We start from the raw sequence: 24,709 nt of genomic DNA on the forward strand, positions 1-24,709 counted from the left end.
CGGAGTCGCCCTCGCCACTTCCAACTCATGTCGACCGACACTAGCCCCAGCAGTAGCAGTGCGCGTAAATTGCCTCGGGGTCAAGCCCCGAGGCTTTCGCGTGGACTCCCGTTCTATGCCTCAGCCGAGGCAGGGGGTTTGTACTCCCCACTCACGTTCAGCGTCCCGCGATTCAAGCGCACATCTACGGGTGCGCCTCCATCGTCTGCGTTTTGCCGACGACGGAGATACTGTAAACCGATGTTCTTCGCAGCGTTGTAGTCAGCATGGTTCTCGTACTCGCACTGCTGACACCTGAACATCTCACCCGACCGATTGTCCGGGTGGGTAAACCCACATGTTGAACATCGCTTCGACGTATTGCGGGGGTCAACCTGTACGACTTCGACGCTGTGTTCTTTGGCTTTGTATTCGACGTACTCGTAGAGACGTCGGAACGCCCAAATGTGTTGCCACGTCGCTTTCGAGACGTTCTCCCGAATGTGGGTTAACTCCTCGAACACGACGTGCGAACAATCGTGTTCGACGGCCTCCCGGATAAGCTCGTTCGCCACTGTATGGAGGTGTATCTCGAACCGTCCGTACTCTTTCTGTCCGACGCTCGCGATGTTCTCGTGAGCGTGTCGAGAACCGCACTGCTGTAATGATGCACGGCGTTTCTCGTACTCCCGACGCCAGTGGTTGAACTCGTTTGCCGACCAGAATCGCCCCGTCGAAGCAACGGCGAGGTTGTTCACGCCTAAATCCACACCAAGGACTGTTCTGTGCTTGGACTCGGATTCAGACGATTCTTCGTCTGCTTCGATTTTCCGCATTGAGGCGTGGAGATACCACTCACCATCCCGATACTGCAAGTGCGCCATCCGAAACTCGAAATCCTCGTCGGAGACGTACTTGGTTGGCGGTGTCTCCGACTCATCGGGCAGGATGTAATTACACTCGACGCGCCCGTCCACGGTTGAAAGGGAAACGTGATCGCGGTGGAACGTCGCACTTCGTTTGTCGTAGACCGCGCTGTCTGACGAGAAGTACGGTTGCGACGTGGTTTCGTCGCGTTTGAGGCGTTCGACGCCGCTTTTGACGGCCTCGACTGCCCTACGAATCCCTTTCTGGACGAGGTTCGCGGTAAGGTCTGTTTCGTCGCGGAGTCGGTCGTAGAGGGCTTGTTCGGCTTTCTGTTTGGAGGTAACGTGGTATCCGTCGTCGCCGTGCCAGCACCATTCGCTGGCGGTGTTGGCGCAGTGTTTGAACTGCTCGACTGTCTCTCGAAGGGAGTCGCCGGTTCCTTCGGGAGTGTCAAGTTTGATGACGGCGGTGCGACGGTATTCCACTGTGATTTCACATATACAGCTGGTGTTACTTATGTGCGTGGGAGTCGGGTTGTCATTGTACCGTGGTTTGTGTCATCGGTTGTCGGCTTCCTCCGCGACCTCAAGGGTCGGGGCACCCGCCTCGACCGCCTGTGAAATTGCTACTGCCAGACAAGCCGACAGCGTGGCGTTCCTTCATCGGGTACCATACGCTCTAGATGCCTACAGGCTCGGATACGTACCCGGGTTCCGAGAGGACTGTGGGTATCAACAGACCCAATTCAATCACCTCGACATCCCTGTCGGGATGTTGGATAACGACTTTCGGAACCCCGATCTGGACCGGTTCGTCGATCGGTTCTTCGAGCACGAACCACAGATCGGTGTCATCGGCGATGTCTACGAACGCGACGACGTGGACGCCCACGTCGCCGCTGCTCGCGAGATTCAAGCCAGCTACCCCGAGGCTGATCTCATCATCGTCCCCAAGTGCCGCGAGGTGATCGACGCGATTCCGGACGACCTCGTCCTCGGCTACTCTCGAGGCTACGCCGACCGCCTGGCTCACGAGTTCTCTGACCCGGCTGATTGGCGAGGGCGGCGCATCCATATCCTCGGCGGGAGTCCGCCGAAACAGCTCAACGTCATCGAGCAACTGACCCGACCGACGCTCACGGACGACCCACCGGCCGACATTGTCGGTCTCGACTGGAACGGACTCCATCGCGGCGCACAATTCGGCGAGTTCTGGACAGCTGACGGCTGGGACGACAGTGGACGCGACGCCGACCACGTCACGGTTCGCAAGACGGTCCGCCACAGTCTCGCCCGTCTCAAGGAATTCTGGCAGGCCCAAGGTGTTTGGCCCGAATCGACACCACAGGACGACTCCTTCGAGATCGAGTATGAGGGTCCATCACCGAGCGATCTCGATGGTGCCGCTTGTACCGAATGCGGAGCGAACGTCTGGACGACTTGCCGCGGTCCCTTCGTCGCTGAATACGACACCGGCGCCGTCTGTGGCTACTGCAGTTACGACTGCTACCTCACCCATCGCCATCGAAACAACCTGGAGGAGATCGCCGGCGAGCAGAGCGTCTACTTCCCACCCGCGTGACGCCACGGTCAGTTTGTCGTGCCCTCCAGAGAGGGCGAGGGCTCGATCCAAAAAGTCCTCGCAGAAGGTGATTTTCCGTGAGTCAACAACAGAGTGCTGACAACGTCTCCATCGACGACATCCCGATCGATATCGCCACTACGCAATCAGAACACGTCGAACCCGCCGACATCCCCGACGAAATCGAGTCCATCACCCGTGGGCTCGCCGGTGAGCACCCACCTACGAATCCGCTCATCGTGCTGAAAGCGGCGCGCTGGTGGTACCTTCACGGCAAGGGCGGAACGGATCCCGCCTTCCAGTGGGCTATCGAGTGGGCGCGACACCTGGCGACCGACACGCCCAGCGACATCGAACGCTTCGACGATTTCCTCGAGTATCTCGTCACAGTCGGCTTCGCTGACGAACCCCACGAACTCCGGTAACCGCGAGCGGTTTTTGTGCGCCCCGAGGGGTGCGGCGCGTTCTGAACAGTTGCAGTCGCGGACAACTCGATTTGGTGACTACAATGGCTACAACGAGTAATGCGTCGGTGTCCTTCGAGGAGACCGACACACGGTCCGACGAGATGAACAGTACCATCGAACAGTGGATCGACGAGCTCGTCGCCGGCGTCGACGACGCGCAGGCCAGCGAGGAGTTCCAAGAGTGGCTTGATGTTCAGTCCCGGTTCCACGACTACTCGCATCGAAACACACTCCTCATCAAACTCCAGTGTCCCGAGGCGACGAAGGTCGCGGGGTACAACACCTGGCGGAACGACCTCGACCGGCACGTCCAGGAGGGCGAACAGGCGATCTGGATCTGGGCACCGATCATCGCCAAGCAGTGCCCGGCGTGCGAAAACTCACCGAGCTACCACGAGCAGAGCGACTGTGACTACGACGAAACACCGTCCGAGGAGTGGTCCAAAGGCCTGGTTGGCTTCAAGCCTACATCTGTCTTCGACGTCTCTCAGACCGAGGGTGAGCCGCTTCCCGAGCTCGAAACCGAGGCCACTGGGGACGGCGAGGGGTTGGTGCCCGCACTCACGGCTGCCGCTAATGACCTCGGCGTGACTGTGGAGATCGTCGACCCTGCCGAATGGGACCATGGCGACGCGAAGGGTATCTGTAAACATCGAAGGACAGACAATGACCGCCCTGTCGTCGAAGCGAAAGCCCGTGAGAATCAGGCCGACCTTGCGGTGACACTCGTTCATGAGTACGCTCACGCGCTGCTTCATGACGATGTCGACGACGCGACTGAGCGCGCGAAACGGGAGGTGGAAGCCGAAGCTGTGGGATACATCGTTGGGCGGTATTTCGGCCTCGATACGAGCGGCTCAGCGTTCTACCTTGCCGCGTGGCAGGACGACGACTCGGCGGTCCTCCAGGAGCGTCTCAGTCGAATCAGTTCGTCCGCACAGGAGATCATCGGCGTGGTTGCTGAGGACTGACCCAACATCTCTTCCGTTTTAACCAACAAACGGAGGTAACTACTGTTCTTTGTTGGTTAAGTCTATCAGCGCCCGCCGAGGGGCGGAGGCGCAGTCCTGTCTCCACGGATTATGAGTGAACCGTATCTGTCCGCTGTCCTCGAGAAAGCGGAACGAGTTGCAGAACAGCACAGCCAAATCGCTCGCTCGACGGATCATCCAGCACACGAGTACCTGCGGTACGCCGTTCTGCGGCTGCTCGAAGGGGAGACTGACGAGACGGCTGCGGACATCCGCGAGATCGACGGCGTGACCGTTGGGTATGGAGAGGATGAATCGATGTTCGACAGTTGGGGTGGCGACGTCGAGTGGTGGGAGACGGTGCCGCCCCGAGAGGAGTGTACCCGTTTCCGGATTTTCTACCCTGACGAGTACGAAATCGTCCCGCGCGTAATCGTCGACGTGATGGCGGCGCTCGGCGCGTGGCGCGTGTGGGCTGGGAACGCCGCAGCCTGTGGCTCCTACGATCATCGCGAGCGTCACGAAGTCCATTATCTCTGGCCGAAAGACCATCCGGTGGAGGAACTGCTCCACGAGCGGCTCAGTGGCCCTGCGGAAGCCGTCGCTCCCGACGGTGGCCGAACGGGCGACGTTCGCGACCGACTGGTCGTCGACGAGAACACACAGTCGCAGGACGATCTCGAGCCCCGCACGAAGCGTGCCGTCGCCGAATCGATGGACGTCTCGCTCCTTTCGAAAGGTGGCCGCTACGAGGTGCAATCCGCGTCCGGCAACAGGTACGAAGTCGACGTCGTCGACAAGTCGTGTACCTGTCCGGACTGGCAGCAGCGCTCACCTGAAGGTGGCTGTAAGCACCTGCGTCGCGTCGATCACGAAATCAAACGGGGCCGCGTTCCTCGACCAGACGGCCGCCTCCCGGCTGATACGGACTGAACCTGGTTAACCAACAAAACTATGGATTGAGAATCCGTGTTGGTTAACACGGGAACAGCCGATGTCCTACGAACCCCCGACCCCACCGGCGAACCTCCCAACGGAGATCGTCAACACGCTCAACGAAGCCACATCGGATCATCTTCGGGACGCTGCCAGCTACGCCGAGGCGTTGGCCGAACACAAGGAGCGTGAAGCTCGTCTCAAGGAGGAAGCGGACGACGCCAACGTCGAGGAGCGTCCCGATAGCCTTCCGGACGACGTGCCGGCGAAGGCGACCATCACGATCAAGGAAATCAACGACAATCGCTACTACTACTGGCAGTGGAGAGACGGAGATACGGTCCGTTCGAAGTACAAGGGGCCTGTCAACCCGGACGATTAGAAAGACTCCGTTAGAGTCTAGCTACGATCCACCCCCCGTATTCGAAGTGTAAACTAGTAACTGGATGATAAGGCGTAACAACCGAATGCCGTTTTTCACATCGGTGGTGGGGGGTGAGGCCACCAGATTACACTTCGATGCCGGGGTGTCGTCCGTACCGCTTACACTTCGACAAAGGGGAGGGAAAATCGATAGTGTCGACTACAGACATGAAAAATCACAGGAGAGCGTGGAAGTTCCCGTTACACATCGATAACGGGGGGCTCTCCGTTAGATATACTTCGGTGTCGGTTACAGCACAGAGGCCATAGATCAGCCGAATACGGTGGATAGATTGACCAGACGGAACAGATAAACATCGAAGGAGGTGAATCTTTTTAACGCCTCGGCGTACAGCAAGCGTATGGCCGGTAGTGATCAGGATGGAGCGGACCAATCTACCCTCAAACAGGAATCTCATTCTGGAACTGACGCAGAACACGTAGAAGCCGGTGTAGAAAATGATGCCGAAGACTTGGAGTCCGAGCAAGACCGAGCAGTGTCGGAAGGCAATACTCAGCGGTCGATCCGGGATATGCTGGATGACGAGGGAGAAACATCGGTTTTTGTCAATCGAGACCTCGTCGAGCCAGACACAATTATCGACGAGGAGCGAATTGTCGGCCGTGATGATCAACTCGAGGCTGTAGTCTCGTATCTGAAACCCACACTCCAGGGAAATCGTCCTCCGAATATGCTTCTCTACGGTCCTGCCGGGACAGGTAAATCCCTCATCATCGGCGCAGTCACGCAACAGATTGTCGATCTCTGCCAATCCAAGGGTGAACGTTTCGGCGTTGTCAATATTAACTGCCAACCGATCAACACCCTCGATCAAGCCGTCTTTGAGCTCGTCCAAACCGTCGCAAGCGATGTCGACGCAGAAGTCGGTGTCCCGGAAACCGGGGTGTCGACGAAGCGCAAGTATCGACGCTTGTACGAACTCATCAATGAGCACTACGACTCAGTTATTTTCATCTTGGACGAGATCGACCTCCTAGTCGGTCGACGAACGAATGAAGAGCCTGCCTACTCGAAACTGCTCTATCAACTGTCGCGAGCGAGTAACACGAACGAAATTGAGGGTCAAGTATCGGTCGCGGCACTAACGAATGACCCCAAATTCATGGAAGATATCGATGGTCGTGCCGAGAGTTCGTTCAATCCTCGGGACGTCTACTTCCCTGATTATGACGCGAACCAACTCCGACAGATACTCGAGAACCGGCGCGATGCCTTCCGGCCCAACGCCTTAACCGACGACGTGCTACCACTCGTATCGGCATTCGCAGCCCAAAGCCACGGAGACGCACGAAAGGCTATCGACCTATTCCGTGGTGCCGGTGATCTCGCGGACGAACGTGATGATGAGAAAGTCCGCGAAGAGCACGTTCGTGAATCCCAAGAAGAAATCGACAAGGATCGTTCGCTGAAGCTGATTGAGGGACTGACGACCCAGAAAAAGATCTCCCTGTACGCGACCGCCTCAGTTGCCTACCTTTCCAATTTGTCCGGAAGTTCGGTACCGAGTCCAGTCGGCTTTAAAGTCTATCAATGGGTTACCGACGAGATTGATGCTGACCAGATGACACGGGAGACTTACGTCAAATACGTCAAAGAACTCTCCACTTATGGTCTCATCTCCACGGCTCGAAAAAGTCGAGGACGTGGTGGGGGGATGTATATGGAATTCACGTTCACGGGCGAACCGGAAGCAATGATGAATCGGATCGTCGACGACACTCGCTTGGGAGCGATTGCCGATCAAGAAGACATCCTTCAGTCGGTGGTCAACGCCCAGCTAAGAGAGTTCCACAAGTAGGACTACATCTTCAGAGGAAGGCTCTCGAAACACACCCCCCGTCTTCGATGTGTAAACCGAGTCTTGTCAGGAGTGGTATTGAGCTCAATGGGCCGGTAACGAATTAGGCGTCGGGTCAGTACAGAAGACTACCTCTGAAACAGCTCGAATGCAGAACCCCCTCCCCCCGTCATCGAAGTGTAAGTGAGAGCCGTAAGGCTATAAGGAAAACACGTTTCGAAGTGTATACCAACGGTAGAGCAGCTTAAAGCTACATATTCACGGAGAACAGTACCTTAGAATCGGCTGGATCTATCACTCGGTTTGTCGAAGTGAACTTCTCTTTTCCTCGTGATTAGGTGTATTACGGCTATGGTTTCCACGCAGTGCATATAAAACTTTGCCAGACAATAGCTTATCTTGAGTTTAGACCTGATTAAGATGTTTGAGAACGTCTCCTACGTATTGACGCCCATTCTTCCTGTTTCTACTGATTTCTTGTTCTAGCCCCCTCCCCTTCCGTAGAGTTTTACACATCGATGACGGGGGGAGGGAGTGGACTGTCCTCCCGCTATGTAGATCACTCGTCACCGTGTGCAGCGAATGACATCACATTCATCTCCCGTGTCTTAGCGAGTTCACGTCGAATCACTGATCGGTCCCATCCGAGCGATGAAAGCACGCTCTCAACCGCTCTGACCAGCTGCGTTTCGTAGTACGAGGCGTCGTAGGTCTCGATCTCCTCGTGGGCGAGGGCGACCCCGTCTCGCGAGCTCTTCTCGTCGTCGACGACCACGTACTCGATATCCTGTCAAGATGGATGGCGAGGTCCTAGCCACGAGCTCGTTCGAGCGCCCCCATATTCTGGATATCCTACGTATAGCCTTCCAGCGGCTCGGAGACACGATTCCGCTCGACGAGCCCCTCCACTGCTACGTTTCCGGCTTCAACTCGTCGATTGCTCGTTCGAGACGTCCGAGCACCGGGTCCAGTGACCACGTGGCATCGAGCCTGTCGAGACAGTCCCGCTGGACATCCTCGATGAACGGCGGGGTTGAGCGCTGCTGGGCTTCGATACCTCTGATCTTGAACTCGTCGTCGCCGTTGAGTTTTTCCGAAGTACTTCGTCAGTGCGTCAACGTCGCTCTCGCGCTGCGGGACGAACGCAACTCAGTCGTAGTGGGCTTCGTGTTCGAGTCGAATCTCGACGCGTTCCGTGATCCCGTCGCGAGCGTCTCGATGTCTTCGCGCTCATCGTCGTCGACGTCGGGGTCCGGGGTCACCCAGATGGAGTCGACGATGCCGTGGACGACGCGCCAGCCGCCGGCTTCCAGCCGTTGTTTCGCCGTCAGCAGAATTTCGTGAGCGAACGCATTGATTGCCTCGTGGCACTCGATGCGGCCGAACTTCGCGTTGCTGAATCCTTGATAGCCGAAGCAGGCGACGAGGATCCACTTCAGCGCTCCTGACCGTCCCTCGAGTTCAGCTAGGCGGTCCTCGTCGGGTCGTCCCGATCATCTCGGGACGGATGTCCTCGATGCTATCGTTTCCCGGTTCTAGTCCTGGTCTTGCTTTGCCAATTCACGGATCTTCTCTTTCGTTTCTTCCTGATGTTCACCGAACGCCACCTCGAAAATACCCCTATAGAAATGTTTGTTTTTCTCGAGCGTGATGTCTTCTCGCTTTAATTGCTTCTTTAATCGTGTGAATGTAATCTCAATGTTCTCACTCTGTTCCGGTTCAACATATATCGTGGCCGAATCCCAATCCTCTCTGATGTTCAATGGTTCATCGTCTGATTTCTGGGTCGACGGTTTATTCTCCGCAGCGGGGGTGGCACTCTGTTGACCTGATTGCTCTTCGGTTGCTGTTGTCGGGTCACTGTCCCGGCTTTTTGCGTCCGGCATGGCCTCCGTCGGCTCGTCATCGACCGTGGCTTCCTTGTCTTCTGCTTCTTCTGACGGATCCTCAAATCGCTCGTCCATTCCTCGGGGCATCCTTACACCTCCACCTGCGTCTTGTCGAACGCTCGTTCCATTGTCTCAGCAACCTCCAGGAAGAGCTCGCGCTCGACTTGCTGGTCGTTCGCGTCTTCCCACTCGAAAATATCGCAGCCGTTGTCCCACGCGCGCTGTATCGCCACCCGCATTGGGAGTTTGAAAATCGGGGCTAGTGACGCATATGACTCGTCGAATGCATCCAGGAACTTCTGTGATTGCCCATCGTCTCGGTACATGTTCGCCAGTAGCCCTACAATCGCGATCTCGATCTGTTGGTTATCTTCGATAGATTCCAGCTGATCCCAGAGGTCATCCAGAGCATCCCGTGATGTCGCTTGGGTCTGGGCAGCCAGGAAAACGTTCTGTGCCGCGATAAACGCTGCATCCGTCAAAACCGAGAGATCAGGTGGGCAGTCTATCAAGATATAATCGTAGTCGTACCCGTCGTCAATCAGCTCTTCCAGAGCAACTTTTAACGAGAGACGAGCACCTGCATCGTCCATCCAATCTCGGGCAAGCCCCATGTCCTTGTGGCTCGGCACGAGATCGAAATTCAGGTGTTCGTAGTCGTCGCTGTGGATCACAATTTCTGAAAGCGTTGTGTTGTCCGTGCGCGGATTGTCAACGAGGACATCGAGGAGATTTGCGTCATCGGTCGCGAGCGTATTTGGAAGATCGTTCTTCGGGCTTGACGGATCGTTATCATCGCCTGGCCCCAATCCCAGCCCCTTCGTCATATCGGCCTGTGGATCCATATCGATCGCGAGGACATCGTGGTCTCGAGAGGCCAGTGCCGCGGCGCTGTTTATCGTCGCCGTTGTCTTCCCAGTCCCGCCTTTCTGATTGCCGAAGGCGATCGTGGGGATACCAGTCGATGGTGTGACGCCCCAGCCACGAGGTGACTCGCTCATAGTTCGATCATTGATTCACTGATTCATAAATCTACGCCAGACATCTAATCCCGCTCTGGCAATTCTAAAGTTCCGTATTCCGTGGTATAAACCGCTAACAGGCGATTTGGGTGTTGTATTTGATGGAAATCAAAGAATCACTGATTCATTGATTCAACACATCCTGGAACCCCGCTTTGCTGGTTCCTCGTGGAATGGTGGTTGCTACTGGCAGTTACTGAATTAGTGACTCTGTGCTTCTCGGAGTAGGTAATTCATTGAATCCCTATCTCTTGGATTCACTGATTCATTGATTCACTGACTCCATGACTCGCCACATCCTATTGGATTCCAAGAATCAAGTACTCCTTAACTCCCTGATTTATGACTTCACTGATTCACAGATTCTGTGAATCAGTGAATCAATGTCCGGGCCATCTCGAGCATTTACTGGGGTAATGGATGAAACTAATCGAAGGTGTCACTGACGGTTGAGGGTCTCGATCACGTGATCTCTGCAATCAGTTCAAAGCCATCTTTGAACGTGATTTGCCCGTCGAACCCATGAGCTTCGATTGCAGTGACAACGCCGTTCCCTGCATCGTCATCCGTCGTGAGGACACAGATAGACGCGGCCTTCCCGCTCTCTAAGAGGCGGGCTGCGACGCCACCAAGCGCGGTATCCGCTTTCTCGATGTTGTCCTCCGGGCGATTCGACTCACGTGCAATGAAGCCACGCACACCGTCCATAACGCTAGATACCGTCGGATTCGTGTAATCTAACTCGTCAGCGACGGTTACCCATCCAGTATCAATCGCACTGTTAATCGGTGTCTGGCCGGGCGTACTGCGGTCTGGCGCACCGCCAAGTTCCTCATACACCCGCTGCGGAATCACAAATGTAATCTCGTTCCGCCGGGCGAACCGTTCCAGCGCTGTATACTTGTTCCGCTGTTGGCGGCCACAGGCAATGAAAACGCCTGAATCAGCAATCCATACCGCGTTCTCAGGTATCGACTCGGTCGTCCCTTGCATGTATGAGAGAATTCCTACGCTTCCTCGTCGACCGGCTTGTCACGCGCATTCCGAATTTGGTCGAAATATGGATCGTACTCCCGCATGTCGAGAATCACCTCGCGGAGTGCCTGGAGTACCGCAATCCCGAACGCAGGTTGAAGGTTGAGTTCGCGCGCTGCGAGGCGTTCGGTCATGCCGCCCTCCACGTACGGAATCGCGTACGTAAGCGCTGCAGCGAGCTTGCCCATGCCATGCTTCTCGATCAGCAGGTCGAGATCCTGATCCTGGGGCGACCGGCCGATTGCCTCGACGAGCGTGGGCGTGATCGTGTACGTGTCGCCATCGAGGTTTGCAGTGAGGGTGATCGGGATGGCCGTGTAGGTGTGCGTTTTTTGCGTTTCATCCCGCGTGAGTACCCCGAGATCAACGAGTGTCCCCGTATCCGCATACGCGGTCGTGCGGGGCGTGTCGATGTCGGCGACGATTTCATCAATCGTCACTTCGCCTTCACGGAGAATATACGTGTAGAGGCGAGCGAGCCGTGGCTCTTCGAGTAGCTGTGCCACTGACATGAGGCCATTAATGGCGCGTTCGGGGTCCCCCGTCGCTTTCGACATACAATACATAATTCGTGTACTGAGTAATAACGCTTGGGTTGCGACCGAAGTCGGAGGCGTCCAAGTATCGCTTTTCGCTTGGTTCGAATGCAGCAGCCAGCTGCTCGCGCATATACTCCCGGCGGAGCGCCCGGGCCCGCGAATCCGAGAGATAGTCTGCAGGACGACGTCGGCGCTCGCGCTTCCCTGTTCGGCAGCGATCTCGTCGAGACTCCCGAGGACAACGTCGAGCGATGCAGAGTACGCATCGTACCAGTACCGCCGCCCCATCTTCGGCGCCGGTATCACTCCGCCGATCTCGTCGGGCAGCCCCGCACGGTTAGCGAGCTGTGAAAATCGGTTCCAGATCGTCCACTGTGAAATTGACCCTCCCGAGGTATGAGGTGACGGAAACAGGTAGCCGTCCCAGTCGTTGTGGTCGGTGAACGTCGCGAGTCGGTCCTCGACGACATCCCGAGTACCGGCATCGTGATTAACCAACACTAACCTGGACTGAACGAATTTGTTGGTTAATATGACGGTCTCCCGGGGCCGCGGCGAAGAGTCCCTACAAAATCAGTACCTCGTTTGTGAACACTACAACGCTCCATTCCGTGGCAAACGTTTATGGTTTCTAGTTTCGTAACTCTATACAAGATGAACTACGATACAGAACACGTGCGGAACGCGGGGGACACTCCGGGGATGATCACCGGAATCCCGACATTCGCAGAATTACTCGAGAACCCACCTCTCGCTAGCCTCTATACATCGATTCGGCGGTCAGCGACTGCCACGGGGCCTGAACTCGTCGAAACAACGACCGTCTCGAAAAAGACGGTGTACGACTATCTCCATAAGCTGGAGGAAGCCGGCCTAATCAGCAAGGTTGGCGACGATGCCGGGACTGCTGTATACACCGCTGAAGAGTTTGAACTGACATTGACGGTTCGCGAGACGGAAGTCTCGATCACTCCCGAACTTATCGAGGTGATCGCACAGAAGAACGAGTATCCCGCGATCAAACGGATTCTCGAAGATCACGGTATCGTCACGTTCGCGCTCGCATACGATCTCGTGAAAGCACACAGTGAGGGGGATGTCACAATCCGGCAGATCGCGAGCCTCACAGACCTTTCGCCTGGAACTGCGTATGATCTCGTCGAAGCGCTCTATTCGATTCTCGGTCTCGGTGACGATGAGTCATCCCCGACGACGTATACTCCGGATGATTTCGACGAGGACGAAGGCAACCTCCTCGAGGAATTTGCCGACAAGTAGACCGAATAATGGGGATGTACACTGCGAATATTGCGGATACAGTGATGTTTCGGAATTTAGGGAAGCATCCCAGTCCGTGCTTACAGTCACTCAAGAGTGCCGTTGAGGAAGCCGGAACAGAGATTTGGGTGCCAGCCGCGGTCTACCACGAACTAGCGGACAGTGGGAGTGCCGACTCACCGACGAATCCGTACCTCGATGCGGCTGTCGAAGAGGGGTGGCTTCGGGTAGCCACACCGCTACCAGGTGATCGCACAAAGGGGTTCGATAGTAGTGCTGGGCCTGTTGAGAAAGCGCGGTTCGTTGCAGATGGGTTTCTTAATCAGCAGAGCAAGTATCCAGAGACCAACAACTGGCAGGATGCAGCGTTGGTCGCGTTGGCAGTTCGATTGTTCGATGCGAATGCTCGAATCCGTGTGATTACCCACACAGCGGACGAAAATCTGGCAAAGGCGTGCGCTCGTATCCCTCCCGAATTCGGGTACTACGATATCAAGTCCCGATACTACAACCCGCCTCAGACAGCAAAATCTGAGTTTCCAACCGTTGACCAGCTCACGTGGAGTGGGTAGAGAAAGTTGTGGTGACAGCTTCGGTGGCCAACCAACGAGAGGGGGTCCTCTCCGTCGAGATCATCAATCAGCGTGGGCGTCTTTGATGACTTCGAGCCAGTGGGTGCTGTCGAGACGAATGCAGTCGAGGTCGAGAGCGAGTTCGGAACGGAGTGATGCCGGTCACTCCCCTGGGCACAAAGTTCCTCTTTGCGTGCTACTAGGGATAGAGACAGTCAGCGAGATCTTCATCTGGACGAATGAAGGCTACAATCTCTGCAGTGATATCAAACCGTGCCGGGAATGCGTCCGCTGCCGAGATCGGCTCGTCAATCTCGCTGATGTCCATAACCGGTTTTGACCGCTCGGTTTCGAACTCCATCTACTCGTACGGCAACAACAAGAAAACCGCGCTCTCGGCATCTACACCACCCCCTATGAGCTTCTTCGCCGGACAGTTCCCAGCCTCACCGATAATGTGGAAGCCGTCATCGAAATACGCGACATCGGCACGACCGTTCGAGTACCGCCGTTCGAAACACGTGTACGCTATCTCTCGGTCGATAACTCGCCACTCGTCCTGCTCCCACTCCTCAAGCGGACGGGCAACATCGTGCCCGAACTCGTAGAGAAAATCCGCAAGCACGACCTTCAAACTTGGTAGTAAGGCGGATTCCCCGCCCCACCGTGGGCGGGGAGGAAGCCGACGCCCGCTGCCACAAACCCACCAACTATTAAGTACCTTTACCATCTATTGAAACTCGTGGCGGACGACTATCTGAGACGCACCGCAATCACCCGCCCCATCCTCACCCACGAGCAGAAGCAACTGCTCGATGCCACCATCAGCGAATGGCAAACTGCCTGCAACACCAGCAGCCAGATCGGATGGGAACACGGTGAAACGCGGAAAACGTACCTCCAAGACCTCGCCTACGACGCAGTACTGGAGGAGACGCGTCTCGGGAGTCAGCACGCAATCCTCGCCACCCACCAGGCCGCAGCCGCACTCTCCGGCGTCGAAGAAATCAACGAACTGGACGAGGAGTACAAGACATCACGTCCGGAGTTCACCGCCGAGACAGTGAAATACGACACCCGGACGATGACGATATTCGACGACGGAACAGTCTCACTCGCAACGGTTGAGGACCGTATTCGGTGCGATCTCGCGTTGCCCGACGACGAAGATGGCTACCAACACCAGTACCTCAACGATGAGGACTGGGAGGTTACCGAATCCACGCTTTCTCGGCGTGATGGCGACTACTACCTGCATCTCGGCTTTCGCAAACCGAAGCCCGAGAAACAGGTCGAACAACAGGGCGACGACGAGGACAAGACAGTTCTCGGCGTTGACCTCGGTATCGTCAACATTGCCACCACCAGTACGGCGTACTTCGCGTCCGGCAGGGAACTTCGACACCGCCATCGGGAATTCGAGCGGATACGTGGCAACCTCCAACAGACTGGTACACAATCCGCACATCGGACGATTCAGCAGATGAGCGGTAGGGAATCCCGATACGTTCGAGACGTCCTCCACCGCGTGGCCAACGACATCATCGAGGAAGCACTGGAGCATAACTGCGAGTACATCACCTTTGAGAACCTGAGACACATCAGGGAACGTGCGCCGCCGGTGAAAGAGTTCCACCAGTGGGCGCACCGCCAGCTCGTTGACCTCGTGGAGTACAAGGCTGACGCGGAAGGCATCAGTGTTGAGTACGTTGATCCGGAGAACACGAGTCGGCGGTGTCCCGAGTGTGGCCACACTAGCGAAGGCAATCGCGTCAGGCAGGCGGAGTTCGAGTGCGAGAAGTGTGGTGCGACAGCGAATGCGGACTATGTTGGAGCGAAAAATGTTGGATGGCGGTACGTCCGTCGCGGCCTACAGTCGTCGCGGCGGACGGGCGACAGTCAACTCGCCCTGAAGTCAGGAACAGTGACGCCGAACCGGGGATTCGTCCCGTCCGACTAACCACAGTCGGGAGAGGCCGAGTTCACTGACAAGCCCCGCGCCACCGTGCGCGGGGCAGTTGACTGATTCACAGATTCATTGACTCACTGATTTGGACTATCTCGAGCATCTACTGGGGTCTGTAACTGTTTTCGTCTGTCCACAATCGTGATCTGTGTGTCGTCGGTCGATGCTGCCCAACACGCATCAACTCCTTTGTCGGCTGGGATATCGCCATCTCGAGCGATGGATGTCGAGGTCGCGGTCACATTCCCTTTCCACATGTAGAGAAACATGTATGGTGCGGGAGCCAGTACGCGTAGGTATGGCAACTGAAGAAGGCCCTGAGGAAACGAAGGTGAGCGACCGGGGAATGGTGACAATCCCTGCCGATCTCCGTCGGCGTCTCGACATCGAACCGGGGGACAAGCTTCGGTGGACCACCGACGAAGAAGGGAACCTCTCCGTCGAAATCGTCCATCAGCGTGAGGGGGTCTTCGACGACTTCGAGCCAGTGGATGTTGGTGAGACGAATGCAGTCGAAGTCGAGAGCGAGTTCGGGGCGGAGTGATGCCGGTTGCCCTCCTAGATACCAACGTCCTCTTCGCCAGTGCAAGCGCCCGCGACGACTACCATAACCGCGCTCAGGAGATTGTCCGAGGTATCGACCACGGCGACCTCCCGGATGTTATGGTGACGAACTACGTCGTCGCGGAAACGCTGAACCTTACTGGCGAGAAACTCGGACCAGACGCCGCGAACGAGATGCTAAATCGGCTCATCGAGGGCGCTCACTTCGAGATTGACCACGCACCGAAAACGGATTTCAACGCTGCTCAGGCCCTCTTCCGCCGGTACTTGGAGCTCTCATTCGTCGATTCGACTATTGCAGCATATATGGAACGGGAAGGTATCGAGTACCTCTACTCGTTCGACGATGATTTCGACGCCCTTGACGGCGTCACGCGGCTGGACACTGCGGATAATCCATTCAACTGAGGTGAATCGCCGGGGTCACCACCCGAGATGTTCGGTTTGTACCGTCTGTAGAGGCGTTATTCGCAGGTCGATCCAACCGAACAGCATTTGCCCAGCCTGATCGATCGACGGTGATCACGCCAAGTGCCTCGAGCGTATCGCCGGCGGCATTCACACTACTCAACCCTTTCCCCGTCACTCGGTGGAGTTCTCGATTCGTGAACCCTCGCTCTGGATTGTCGACGAGAAGATGCAGAATATCGGCGGTTGCCCCGTATCGGAATGCATCCGTATCACCGAGTGGGACGGGGAGCCGAACGTACGAACCCTCTGTTGGCCCTTCTCACCGAACCGTCTCGCTGTTCATGACTGTTCTAATGGTTCAAAGCAACAAACCGTTCTAATTTCCAGTAGTATTTGGTAGCATCCCGGCAGAACCGGTAGCACTGGCGAGGAGGTCCTTTGTGACACTACCGCTGGGCCGCCGCAAGCCCGTGTTACTACCGTGATTTTGGTGCAGTCCACCCGTGTCTCTCCCACCGCGCTTCGCGGTGAGCGGCGCGGCACGGAACTGAGAGAGGCGGGTCTGACGACCGCTCGCCTCGTCCTGTTGATCGGTCGCGGACTGAACGCCAGCAGAACGGGCACCTCGCGGTGATGGAAACCTGGCGTGGTTCCCCGCCTCCATATAGGCGGCAGGGTTCGCCTCCTCCATCTGTGTGTTTGAGAGGTACTTCCGCCCGACGTTGATCGCGCCGACCACGTCCCGATCACACTCGTAGCCACACCCGGGGCAGTGGAAGTGCCCGCCGTGGCGACACTCGGTGTGATCGTCCGGCGCTTTCACCGTTCGTCCCTCCTCACCACAGCGGGGACAGTGCCGACTCGTCCCCCACGGATTGACCGTCTCAAAGTCGATACCGACCATCTTGGTCTTGTACTCAACGTAATCGAGTAGCTCGCCGCGTGCCCACGACGAGATTGACCACGCGACCGCACCACTCGCATCCCCCGCGTCAAGCTGGCCAAGCGATTCGAACACGATGGTTTCACAGCCGTATTCCATCGCCAGCCACACCAGCTGGTTCGCCACGTCGTGCTGGATTTGCTCGCGGAGCCGACGCTCTTTCAGTCTTGTTTGACGATACTCGCTCAGTAAGTGGTTGAACCGTTCAGTGTGTGCTTTGGCCTGTCGCCGGAGTTCTGCAAGGCGGTCGTTGATGCCTTCAGCATCGGCTTTGATGCGGAACAGTTTGTCCTTGCTGGGGTGGTCGATGAACGTCGGCGGAGCGACCTGCTCGTGGTGACTGTCCTCACCAGCGTTGAGGACAACCGCAGTAGCCTGTTTTTTGACGCCGAGATCCACCGCTAACACACGGTCATCTACTGTCTCACCATCTTGTTCGGGCACGTCCACTGGCACGTCAAGCGTGTAACCGTGGTCGGATGCGTGAAGCGTGGGCGCTTTCACCTCCCCGGTTTCAACCATCTCGGTGAAGCGTGCGTGGGTGTGGAACCGGATTTCGTGGTCTGTCCAACCGTGATGCGAGTCCGGGTCAAGCGTGTCCGGCGCGTTCACCGTCGCCACCACGTCACCATCCTCGATGGTGAGGTCGTGGATGTGATAGTCGCCTTTATCCGGGGCGTACGGTAGTGTGCCGTTCGGCTCCGGTGTGGAGATGAGTTCCGTATAATGCTCGGGGAAGTGCCCGTGCTGGTCGTAGTACGTGTTAAGTTGTTCGACGACGGTTTTGAGAACGCGCCACTCGATGTACGGTGTGTCATCGTCGTTGAACAGTCGTGTACGGATGCGGTGCCAGCCGATCCGGCGGATTTTGCGCTCCTCGGCCGTTTTGAGGACGAAGTGGAACGCTTGATACTCGTCGCTGTGGGCGTCGAGGATGTGGGTGACGCGGTGGTAGACACACCGCTTGAACCGACTGTAGACGTATTCCTCAACGTCCTCAAAGGCGTCGTGGTCGTCGTCGCGGATGTACGTGTAGGATTGTCCGGCGTGGTTTTGAATTGCGTTGAGGTGGTCGCCCGTCCAGTATTCATCTTCGAGCAACCGTTGGGTATGTTTCTGGACGAGCGTGGTGAGGCGGCTGCACGCCTCGTGGTACTCGTCCGGGACGTGGAACTGTTCAGTGAGTTGCATCAGTCAGTATTCGGGTCAGGATCGGTGGTGCGGACGATTTTCACGTCTGCACCCACCCACTCTTTCGGGACGTAGATGTGAGCCCCGTTCCCAGTTGGTTTCACAGTCCCTTCGATCACTTCGTGCCCTTCTATTTCATGCCTGTCCATCAGTAGTAGTAGTATCTACAATGTAGATACAATTAAATCCATCGAATCAGTAGAAATTACTCCCGAATCCTACCGAATACTACTGAATCTCGTAACAGTTACGTTACCCTCGGTGACAACGATACACGGAGTTCTCGAAGCCTTCTCAACTTACTGTATCGGGGAGCAGCTGCCGAATTAGTCCCGAAATCAGTCACCTCAGCGGTGGTGTATCCAGCCATTCCGGTGTCTGTGGGGCTTATTTCTGAGGAGACGTACTCCTCACTCTCCATTTAGGATTTCTTGGGCGCGCTCGCGAACGCGCTCACCGTCGCGGTCACGGTAGGACTTGTGTGTTGTCTCGATGCTCTGATGACGGAGCGCCTCCTGAGCGGCCTCCGCGTCGTGGGTATAGAGTTCGTCCCCGAGGCCACGTCGGGCGCCGTGTAGTTTCAGATGCTCGCCATCGGAGCCGACCAGCCCTGACGCGTCGGAGTGTTCGCGGAGGATGCGCCGTGCCCCGCCGATGGAGAGCGCCGGCGGCGTACCGCCGTGCTCGCGGTAGACATCCAACACCGTGTCAGGGGCGAGGCGGTCGTCGTCTTCGTCGACGCCGTCGAGTATGCGAGCTCCGGCGTAGAGTGACGGAGGGTGTCGCGTCACCCAGACAGGCCAGTCCTCATCCCCGGGGTTCTGACGCCGATAGTGGTCCGCCAGCCGCGTCCTTCCGGCGTCAAGGAGCGGGGCTTCCTCGATTTCTTGGGACTTCCCGAGGACAGACAGTGTCCCCGCGTCGAGGTCAACATCGCGCCACCGAAGACCGTTGCGCCGGTCGTTGTCCAGGTCACGGAAGAGTTCGGCGCCGCGGGCCCCAGAGTAAGCGACCGTGGCGATGAGGGCCCGCTCGCGGGCAGCATCCGCCGCCGTGACCCATCCCTGCTCGTCGTCGAGGGCGGCGTCGAAGTACCAGTCCGTCCAGCGGACGATCTGCTTGCGCGTCGCCGGACTCCAGAACTGCTGGCCGTCGTCGGTCGTGCCGAGTGACTCATCAGGGAGTTCGTCCTCGACGTGATGGCTCTTTGCAGGGTTTTCCGAGAGGAGGTCGCGTTTGACGAGGTACTCCAGCCACGCACGCACCCGAGCGAAGTACTGGTGGGCGGTGGCTCCGCTGATGCCGTGGGGTTTTCCCTGTTGCTCGCGCGTCTGGACGCGGCGGTCGAGGTGCTGGGCGTAGCCTTCGAGGAGTCGCGTCGAAATCGACTCGACGTCCTCGACGCCACGGTCGGCGGCGAATTCTTCGAAACGCTCCAGCAGGCGTTTCGAGTCGGTGGCGTACCGTCCAGAGTCGCCGACCTTCCCCTTCGACTGGACGAACTGCTGTATTGCCGCCTCGAAGGTGGTTCTGTCGGCGTCTTCCCTGGGGGTAACGCCGTCCTGAGTGTCGTCCATTCCGTTGACTGACCCGACGGCGGCGACCTCCATAATTCTACCGTCGCTTATTCGATTAAGCACAAGTAGAGTCTTCGAGAATGCTAAACCTACGATATTGGATGGTATCAGGCTTCTATACCCCGAATATGGTCGTACACGAAACTAGTAAATCGTATACCACTATATATAAAATTCACATACTCTACGACGTGCGCACCGATCAGGAGAAGATGGAACAGCGACGGGGGTATCTGGAAGACGTGTAGGCAGTTCTCGCCAGCGTGAAGAACACCTGCGCCGTGTTCACGGCGCAGCTGTCGCCGTGTCGCCCCCCTCTGGGTCAAATGGGAGATTGATACGGAGTTCGTCGAACCAGACGACTGGGCGCTTGCGCCGGTCGTCTTCCTCGAAGAAGAGGATACCTAGCTGGGCAAGCCGACTGAGTTCCTCGTGGACGTTCTTGACATCCCGGTCAACGAGCCGTGCGGTTTCGTTGATGCTTGCTGGCTCTTCACGCCGGATGGCTTCGATGAGCTCGAGCACGCGCGGCGTCAGCGTCTCCATCAGGTCGTCGTAGCTGGTGAACGAGAGCGTCGGCGTGGAATCTACCGCACTGTCTCCTTCGAGTGCCACAATGCTGTCGGTGACGTCGTCGTAGAACTCATCGGAGGACTTCACGGTCACGACGAGGGTTGATTCGGCTTGGAGCTGTTCGCGCTCCATTGGGTGCAGCGGCGGTGTGGTGTCGTTCATGGGTATCACCGAAAAATCCGTGCCAGCGTAGATCATCAGTTCTCCGGCTCAGTAACTCCCTGAATAGCGTCCTCATGCGCAGCGTCGCGTGCCTCCTGTTTGATTTCCGCAATCGATTTCCTGTCGAAGGCGTCGCCGACAGCATCGCGAAGCCCCTCGATCGGGTCTTTTTTGAGCGGGATTAGCTCAACCCGGTCGTCGAGTTCGATGATCCGATATCGATCCCCGTACTTTTTACGAATTTCACGAGGAATGACGATTCGCCCTCGGTCGTCAGCCTCAGCTATTTTGCTCATTCTACTATTTCCAAACAGGGAAAGACATGAAAATCCACCCACAAAATTCAGGTACTTCCCAAAGGCATTCTTAACCTCGATCCCGAACGTCAGCGTCAATCGCAGTATCATGAAACCAGGTTGAGTCTCCAGCTGGCGTTAGAGGTCCTCGACGTACTCCCGCCGCGCTTCGCGTCGGTCTGACTCGGTGCTCATATCGTACCAGCGCTCGATCGTGTCGGGATTGGCGTCACACCGCTCCGAGATGACGTCTTCGGTGGGGACGCCGTTGGCCCGCAGATGGGTGATGTATCCTCGACGAACGGGATGGGGTGAGAGGGATTCCGGACAGTCGTAGGCGGCGTTGTTCGTCTGGGCGGCGTCACACGTGTCGGGGTCCTCGCCGACCGGGCAATCCTTCCCGATGGCACACGGCCGGGTCCACGCGTACACGTACTGTCGAATTGTGCTCTTCTGGAGGCGGCCATTCTGCGTGGTCAGCAGTGGCTCTCGCCCGTGGTCGTCGGTGACGGTGTCCCTGTTTGCCTCGATGTATCTATCGATGGCCTGTGCAGCATCCCCGGAAATACTGATTTCACGTTCCCCGTCGTAGCCGTTCTTCAGTCTCGTGCCGGTCTCCTCACGATTGACAGCTGCGAGGTAGCGCTCGTCGGCGTCGTAATCGTCGAGGTCGAAGGCGTGGAGTGTCGACTGTCGAATCCCGGTCTCCGAGAGGATTGCCCAGACGACATGTGCCTTGGTGAACGGCCTGTACGTCTCCAGATAGTCAACAATCTCTTTGGCGGTCTCTCTGGCCAGCCACCGCTCGTCTTGCCCTTCGTGTTTGGAGATCGTCGGAAGGATGATGAGTTTATGGAAGCCGTGATCGAACACGCCCCTGCGTTCGCAGTACTGGAGAAATTTTCGGAGGGCAGTTAGACAGCTCTTGATTGATGATGTCGCTTCGAGTTGTGGATGTTCGCGGAGATACTTTTGGAACTCGTCCAACGTCTCCGGACGGACGTTCCTCAGGTCCTCGATGGCGTGCTTCGCGTAGAACTCTTGGAAGTGTTTGAGACGACCTCGATACGCTGTGATGGTGTTCGGTTGAACGTCCCAGGGATTGGTGTCGAGATAGAACTCAATGACGTCATCAAGCGAGACCACGCCGGAGAACAGGTCGTCGCTGTTGGCGGTACTGGGCGACTCCGAATTCGTGTCCTGCTTCGTGTTGTTGGGCGGTGAGTTGTCTCTCTGACTGTTGTCTGAATCGGTGGCTGGGTCTGTTTGAGTAGCTTCGACATCAGAACGTGACTGTTGCACATCGAATGACTCCGTTCGGAATCGGGTGGTGTGGCGTCTGGCTTCCTTGGACCCGTTCTCGATGTCGGATTCTTCCATTCTACTAGTCCCTTCGGGTATCGAGGTCTGTAACATTTCCTCGTCCAGAACCGCTGATCCGGCGTGGTGCCCATGATGTCCCTGTCGGAATTGACGGTGACGTCGACGACACTGCCGAGTATCTCTACATTCCAGCCACCAGTGACGACGCTGATGGAGAGATAGAGAGTACGCCGTGTCCGTCGCGATCACGCCGTTCCCGACGAGCTTGTGTGTGTCACTAACAGTTACAGCCGTCGCTGGGACATCGAAAACCAATACAAGTCGGTAAACTACCCTCTCCTACTTCGCTCGGGGTCTAAGCACCCGCTCGCTCGTTGAGGGAAGGGCTTTCGCGTGGACCCACGTTCTACCCCTCAGCAGAGGCGGGAAGGTTATACTTTCCACTCACGTTCAGCGTCCACTCTACAAACAGAACCCACGGTGGATGCCCTTGTTGAGATTTCGTATTGTTAGTACATTCATAGGTATTGGCTGCTGCCGGTCGTGGGGAGCGCTGTGGTTGCCAAGGTTTTCCCTCCGTCTCAGGCTTGCTGAATTAGCCACTGCCGTTAGATTTCACTATTACTATATGAAAGCGAGAGTAGTCACGGCATGTGCAAGACAATCGAATCTTAGTGACGGGTGGCGCGGGGTTCATCGGGTCGAACCTCGCGAACCATCTCGCCGCCGACAACGATGTGATTGCGCTGGACAATGGCTACCTCGGCACCCCGGAGAATCTCTCGGAGGCTGTCGAGTACGTCGAAGCGGACGTGCTCGACGACGACCTCCCGACCAAGGGCGTCGACGTCGTCTTCCACCTCGCCGCGCTCTCCAGCCGGCAGATGCTCGAAGAGAACCCACGCGAGGGCGCTCGCGTGAACATCGAGGGGTTCGTGAACGTCGTCGAACAGGCCCACGACGACGGCTGCGACACCGTCGTCTACGCGTCGACGTCGTCGGCGTACGGCAGCCGAACGGAGCCCAGTCCCGAGGATATGGACCTTGAAGCCGCGACGGGCTACGACGCGTCGATGCTCGGCCGGGAGCGCTACGCCGAGTACTACAACAGCTTCTACGACGACATCACGTGTGCGGGGATGCGATTCTTCTCGGTCTACCAAGGGTACGACGGCAACGAAGGCCACAAGGGCGAGTACGCAAACACCGTCTCCCAGTTCGCGGACAAAATCGCGAACGACGAGTCGCCCGTGCTGTGGGGTGACGGCACGCAGACGCGGGACTTCACACACGTGGACGACATCGTCCGTGGGCTGGTGACGACTGCCGAGCACGAACTCGCTGGCGTCTACAACCTCGGTACCGGCGATGCGTACTCGTTCAACGAGATGGTCGACCTCATCAACGACGCGCTCGGCACGGCCGTCGAACCCGAGTACGAGCCCATCCCGCTGGAGAACTACGTCCACAACACGTGCGCGGATATCTCCAAGATTTACGAGGCGACCGGCTGGAAGCCCCAGATTAGCTTTGAGGAGGGCGTCCGCCGGGTTTGTGCGCCCTACATGGAGGATGACTGACGAGCCGCTTCGTGCCACTGTCACGCAGCGTGGCGTCGTGTTCGCCCCAGATGATGAGGTCATAATTGTGCGGCGCGCAACTGATGGTGGGTGGGAATTGCCAGGCGGCCGTGTCGATCGCAACGAAACCGCGACTGCGGGCCTCAGTCGCGAAATCACCGAAGAGACGACGCTCGACCCGACCGTTGTGACACCGGTACACACGCTCGTCTGGCAGAACGAGGCAGGCAACGGCCGCTTTGCCGTCTACTACTACTGCCGAACCAGCCAGCGTTCCGTGTCGCTATCGTCTGAACACGATGCCTGCCGGTGGAATACGGTTGATGAAGTGCGGTCACAGCTAAGCGATCCACAGCAAACCGCCGTTGATGAAGCTCTCTCCCACCACCGAGAAGTGAACGCTGACTAATCACCGGGTAAATCGCCCACGAGATGGATCGGTCGGAGGAGACGCGCCAGAACGAAGCTCGAACGTGGTACGTCGGCCTGAGCAGAGCATCAGAGCGACTGCACCTGATGTACGACGCCTTCCCTGGGACCATCGATCATCTGCCGGGGAACCTTGCGCCGCAGGCGGCGGCGTCCGCTCGGCGGCAGGCGAGCGAAGCGATGACTGACGGGTGTGCTGACGACCAATGACAACGGAGAGGAGTGCGTCGACACGGCCTCCAGACGCGTCGGCGGTCACGGGGAGTCCGGTACGCGTTGACGAGGTGACTGATGAGCACGTCGTGTTGGAGCTCC

Annotated in this window: 27 protein-coding genes and 3 pseudogenes; 15 read left to right on the plus strand and 15 right to left on the minus strand. The window is 57.2% G+C overall.

The genetic code is table 11. The features are described 5' to 3' along the window. Nucleotides 1-113: 113 nt before the first annotated feature. Nucleotides 114-1,331 (minus strand): RNA-guided endonuclease InsQ/TnpB family protein, encoded by a 1,218-nt coding sequence (locus MXB53_RS14335; protein WP_079235461.1) that lies wholly within the window; start codon nucleotides 1,329-1,331, stop codon nucleotides 114-116. A 79-nt stretch (nucleotides 1,332-1,410) separates the two neighbouring features. Between MXB53_RS14335 and MXB53_RS14340 the strand changes: the two genes are divergently transcribed. The 6 genes from MXB53_RS14340 to MXB53_RS14365 all read left to right on the plus strand — a co-directional run bounded on the left by MXB53_RS14340 (nucleotide 1,411) and on the right by MXB53_RS14365 (nucleotide 7,044). Continuing rightward, a complete protein-coding gene (locus MXB53_RS14340) occupies nucleotides 1,411-2,427 on the plus strand; it encodes a DUF6610 family protein (RefSeq protein WP_345779734.1) in 1,017 nt (338 codons plus the stop codon). 77 nt (nucleotides 2,428-2,504) lie between these two features. Beyond that, a complete protein-coding gene (locus tag MXB53_RS14345; protein ID WP_079235459.1) occupies nucleotides 2,505-2,852 on the plus strand; it encodes a DUF8013 domain-containing protein in 348 nt (115 codons plus the stop codon). 83 nt (nucleotides 2,853-2,935) lie between these two features. Next, entirely contained in the window at nucleotides 2,936-3,865 is a 930-nt protein-coding gene (locus MXB53_RS14350) for an ArdC-like ssDNA-binding domain-containing protein (RefSeq protein ID WP_248898267.1), read from the plus strand. A gap of 111 nt (nucleotides 3,866-3,976) precedes the next feature. Beyond that, nucleotides 3,977-4,798, plus strand: a complete 822-nt coding sequence (locus MXB53_RS14355; protein WP_248898268.1) for an SWIM zinc finger family protein — start codon at nucleotides 3,977-3,979, stop codon at nucleotides 4,796-4,798. 61 nt (nucleotides 4,799-4,859) lie between these two features. Further along, the gene (locus tag MXB53_RS14360) at nucleotides 4,860-5,183 is read left to right on the plus strand and encodes a DUF6788 family protein (RefSeq protein ID WP_079235455.1); all 324 of its coding nucleotides are present in this window, start codon (nucleotides 4,860-4,862) and stop codon (nucleotides 5,181-5,183) included. Nucleotides 5,184-5,757: 574 nt separating this feature from the next. Beyond that, a complete protein-coding gene (locus tag MXB53_RS14365) occupies nucleotides 5,758-7,044 on the plus strand; it encodes an orc1/cdc6 family replication initiation protein (protein ID WP_176330579.1) in 1,287 nt (428 codons plus the stop codon). Nucleotides 7,045-7,603: 559 nt separating this feature from the next. Here the strand turns inward: MXB53_RS14365 and MXB53_RS14370 are convergent. From MXB53_RS14370 to MXB53_RS15870, 6 genes and pseudogenes are all read right to left on the minus strand, one after another. Further along, a pseudogene (locus MXB53_RS14370) lies at nucleotides 7,604-8,528 on the minus strand (DNA polymerase domain-containing protein); the annotation flags it as partial. 51 nt (nucleotides 8,529-8,579) lie between these two features. Beyond that, a complete protein-coding gene (locus MXB53_RS14375; RefSeq protein WP_345779739.1) occupies nucleotides 8,580-9,008 on the minus strand; it encodes a DUF8160 family protein in 429 nt (142 codons plus the stop codon). A 14-nt stretch (nucleotides 9,009-9,022) separates the two neighbouring features. Next, nucleotides 9,023-9,934 carry a ParA family protein gene (locus tag MXB53_RS14380; RefSeq protein ID WP_248898270.1) on the minus strand — a complete coding sequence of 304 codons (912 nt, stop codon included), beginning with the start codon at nucleotides 9,932-9,934 and terminating at the stop codon, nucleotides 9,023-9,025. 483 nt (nucleotides 9,935-10,417) lie between these two features. Beyond that, complete coding sequence (locus MXB53_RS14385; RefSeq protein WP_248898271.1) at nucleotides 10,418-10,948, minus strand: PIN domain-containing protein; 531 nt, start codon at nucleotides 10,946-10,948, stop codon at nucleotides 10,418-10,420. 14 nt (nucleotides 10,949-10,962) lie between these two features. Further along, entirely contained in the window at nucleotides 10,963-11,547 is a 585-nt protein-coding gene (locus tag MXB53_RS14390; protein WP_049907977.1) for a DUF7437 domain-containing protein, read from the minus strand. 82 nt (nucleotides 11,548-11,629) lie between these two features. Beyond that, nucleotides 11,630-12,003: pseudogene (locus MXB53_RS15870) on the minus strand (tyrosine-type recombinase/integrase); the annotation flags it as partial. 180 nt (nucleotides 12,004-12,183) lie between these two features. Between MXB53_RS15870 and MXB53_RS14395 the strand changes: the two are divergent. Then, nucleotides 12,184-12,807, plus strand: a complete 624-nt coding sequence (locus tag MXB53_RS14395) for a winged helix-turn-helix domain-containing protein (protein ID WP_248898272.1) — start codon at nucleotides 12,184-12,186, stop codon at nucleotides 12,805-12,807. A gap of 14 nt (nucleotides 12,808-12,821) precedes the next feature. Next, complete coding sequence (locus tag MXB53_RS15875; protein ID WP_345779740.1) at nucleotides 12,822-13,379, plus strand: PIN domain-containing protein; 558 nt, start codon at nucleotides 12,822-12,824, stop codon at nucleotides 13,377-13,379. 199 nt (nucleotides 13,380-13,578) lie between these two features. On the opposite strand, the gene MXB53_RS14400 is transcribed toward MXB53_RS15875, so the two are convergent. Together MXB53_RS14400 and MXB53_RS14405 are read right to left on the minus strand one after the other, a co-directional pair. Then, nucleotides 13,579-13,740: a hypothetical protein gene (locus MXB53_RS14400; RefSeq protein ID WP_248898273.1), complete on the minus strand. Its 162-nt coding sequence runs from the start codon at nucleotides 13,738-13,740 to the stop codon at nucleotides 13,579-13,581. Further along, a complete protein-coding gene (locus tag MXB53_RS14405; protein WP_248898274.1) occupies nucleotides 13,741-14,013 on the minus strand; it encodes a hypothetical protein in 273 nt (90 codons plus the stop codon). A 108-nt stretch (nucleotides 14,014-14,121) separates the two neighbouring features. Here MXB53_RS14405 and MXB53_RS14410 point away from each other — a divergent pair, with 108 nt between their 5' ends. The 3 genes from MXB53_RS14410 to MXB53_RS14420 all read left to right on the plus strand — a co-directional run bounded on the left by MXB53_RS14410 (nucleotide 14,122) and on the right by MXB53_RS14420 (nucleotide 16,317). After that, nucleotides 14,122-15,339: an RNA-guided endonuclease InsQ/TnpB family protein gene (locus MXB53_RS14410; protein ID WP_248898275.1), complete on the plus strand. Its 1,218-nt coding sequence runs from the start codon at nucleotides 14,122-14,124 to the stop codon at nucleotides 15,337-15,339. Nucleotides 15,340-15,643: 304 nt separating this feature from the next. After that, on the plus strand, nucleotides 15,644-15,889 hold the full coding sequence (locus MXB53_RS14415) for an AbrB/MazE/SpoVT family DNA-binding domain-containing protein (protein ID WP_248898276.1): 246 nt from the start codon (nucleotides 15,644-15,646) through the stop codon (nucleotides 15,887-15,889). Next, on the plus strand, nucleotides 15,889-16,317 hold the full coding sequence (locus MXB53_RS14420) for a type II toxin-antitoxin system VapC family toxin (RefSeq protein WP_248898277.1): 429 nt from the start codon (nucleotides 15,889-15,891) through the stop codon (nucleotides 16,315-16,317). Before MXB53_RS14415 ends, MXB53_RS14420 begins: the two co-directional genes overlap by 1 nt. Before the next feature lie 379 nt (nucleotides 16,318-16,696). On the opposite strand, the gene MXB53_RS14425 is transcribed toward MXB53_RS14420, so the two are convergent. From MXB53_RS14425 to MXB53_RS14450, 6 genes are all read right to left on the minus strand, one after another. After that, nucleotides 16,697-18,454, minus strand: a complete 1,758-nt coding sequence (locus MXB53_RS14425) for an RNA-guided endonuclease InsQ/TnpB family protein (protein WP_248898278.1) — start codon at nucleotides 18,452-18,454, stop codon at nucleotides 16,697-16,699. Next, nucleotides 18,454-18,603 carry a DUF2080 family transposase-associated protein gene (locus MXB53_RS14430; protein ID WP_248898279.1) on the minus strand — a complete coding sequence of 50 codons (150 nt, stop codon included), beginning with the start codon at nucleotides 18,601-18,603 and terminating at the stop codon, nucleotides 18,454-18,456. Before MXB53_RS14430 ends, MXB53_RS14425 begins: the two co-directional genes overlap by 1 nt. A gap of 261 nt (nucleotides 18,604-18,864) precedes the next feature. Beyond that, nucleotides 18,865-20,064 (minus strand): tyrosine-type recombinase/integrase, encoded by a 1,200-nt coding sequence (locus MXB53_RS14435; protein WP_248898280.1) that lies wholly within the window; start codon nucleotides 20,062-20,064, stop codon nucleotides 18,865-18,867. A 252-nt stretch (nucleotides 20,065-20,316) separates the two neighbouring features. Next, entirely contained in the window at nucleotides 20,317-20,766 is a 450-nt protein-coding gene (locus MXB53_RS14440) for an HVO_A0114 family putative DNA-binding protein (RefSeq protein ID WP_248898281.1), read from the minus strand. 35 nt (nucleotides 20,767-20,801) lie between these two features. Next, the gene (locus MXB53_RS14445) at nucleotides 20,802-21,062 is read right to left on the minus strand and encodes an AbrB/MazE/SpoVT family DNA-binding domain-containing protein (RefSeq protein WP_345779741.1); all 261 of its coding nucleotides are present in this window, start codon (nucleotides 21,060-21,062) and stop codon (nucleotides 20,802-20,804) included. A gap of 138 nt (nucleotides 21,063-21,200) precedes the next feature. Next, nucleotides 21,201-22,442 (minus strand): tyrosine-type recombinase/integrase, encoded by a 1,242-nt coding sequence (locus tag MXB53_RS14450; protein WP_248898283.1) that lies wholly within the window; start codon nucleotides 22,440-22,442, stop codon nucleotides 21,201-21,203. A gap of 71 nt (nucleotides 22,443-22,513) precedes the next feature. Here MXB53_RS14450 and MXB53_RS15880 point away from each other — a divergent pair. The 4 genes and pseudogenes from MXB53_RS15880 to MXB53_RS14465 form a co-directional block, all read left to right on the plus strand. Then, nucleotides 22,514-22,712 (plus strand): annotated as a pseudogene (locus tag MXB53_RS15880) (ISNCY family transposase); the annotation flags it as partial. A 326-nt stretch (nucleotides 22,713-23,038) separates the two neighbouring features. Continuing rightward, on the plus strand, nucleotides 23,039-23,965 hold the full coding sequence (locus MXB53_RS14455) for an NAD-dependent epimerase/dehydratase family protein (protein ID WP_248898284.1): 927 nt from the start codon (nucleotides 23,039-23,041) through the stop codon (nucleotides 23,963-23,965). Then, complete coding sequence (locus MXB53_RS14460) at nucleotides 23,958-24,374, plus strand: NUDIX domain-containing protein (RefSeq protein WP_248898285.1); 417 nt, start codon at nucleotides 23,958-23,960, stop codon at nucleotides 24,372-24,374. Before MXB53_RS14455 ends, MXB53_RS14460 begins: the two co-directional genes overlap by 8 nt. 23 nt (nucleotides 24,375-24,397) lie before the next feature. Continuing rightward, entirely contained in the window at nucleotides 24,398-24,604 is a 207-nt protein-coding gene (locus MXB53_RS14465; protein ID WP_248898286.1) for a hypothetical protein, read from the plus strand. Nucleotides 24,605-24,709: the final 105 nt, after the last annotated feature.

The organism is Haloplanus sp. XH21 (genome assembly GCF_023276355.1).
GTDB lineage: Archaea > Halobacteriota > Halobacteria > Halobacteriales > Haloferacaceae > Haloplanus > Haloplanus halobius.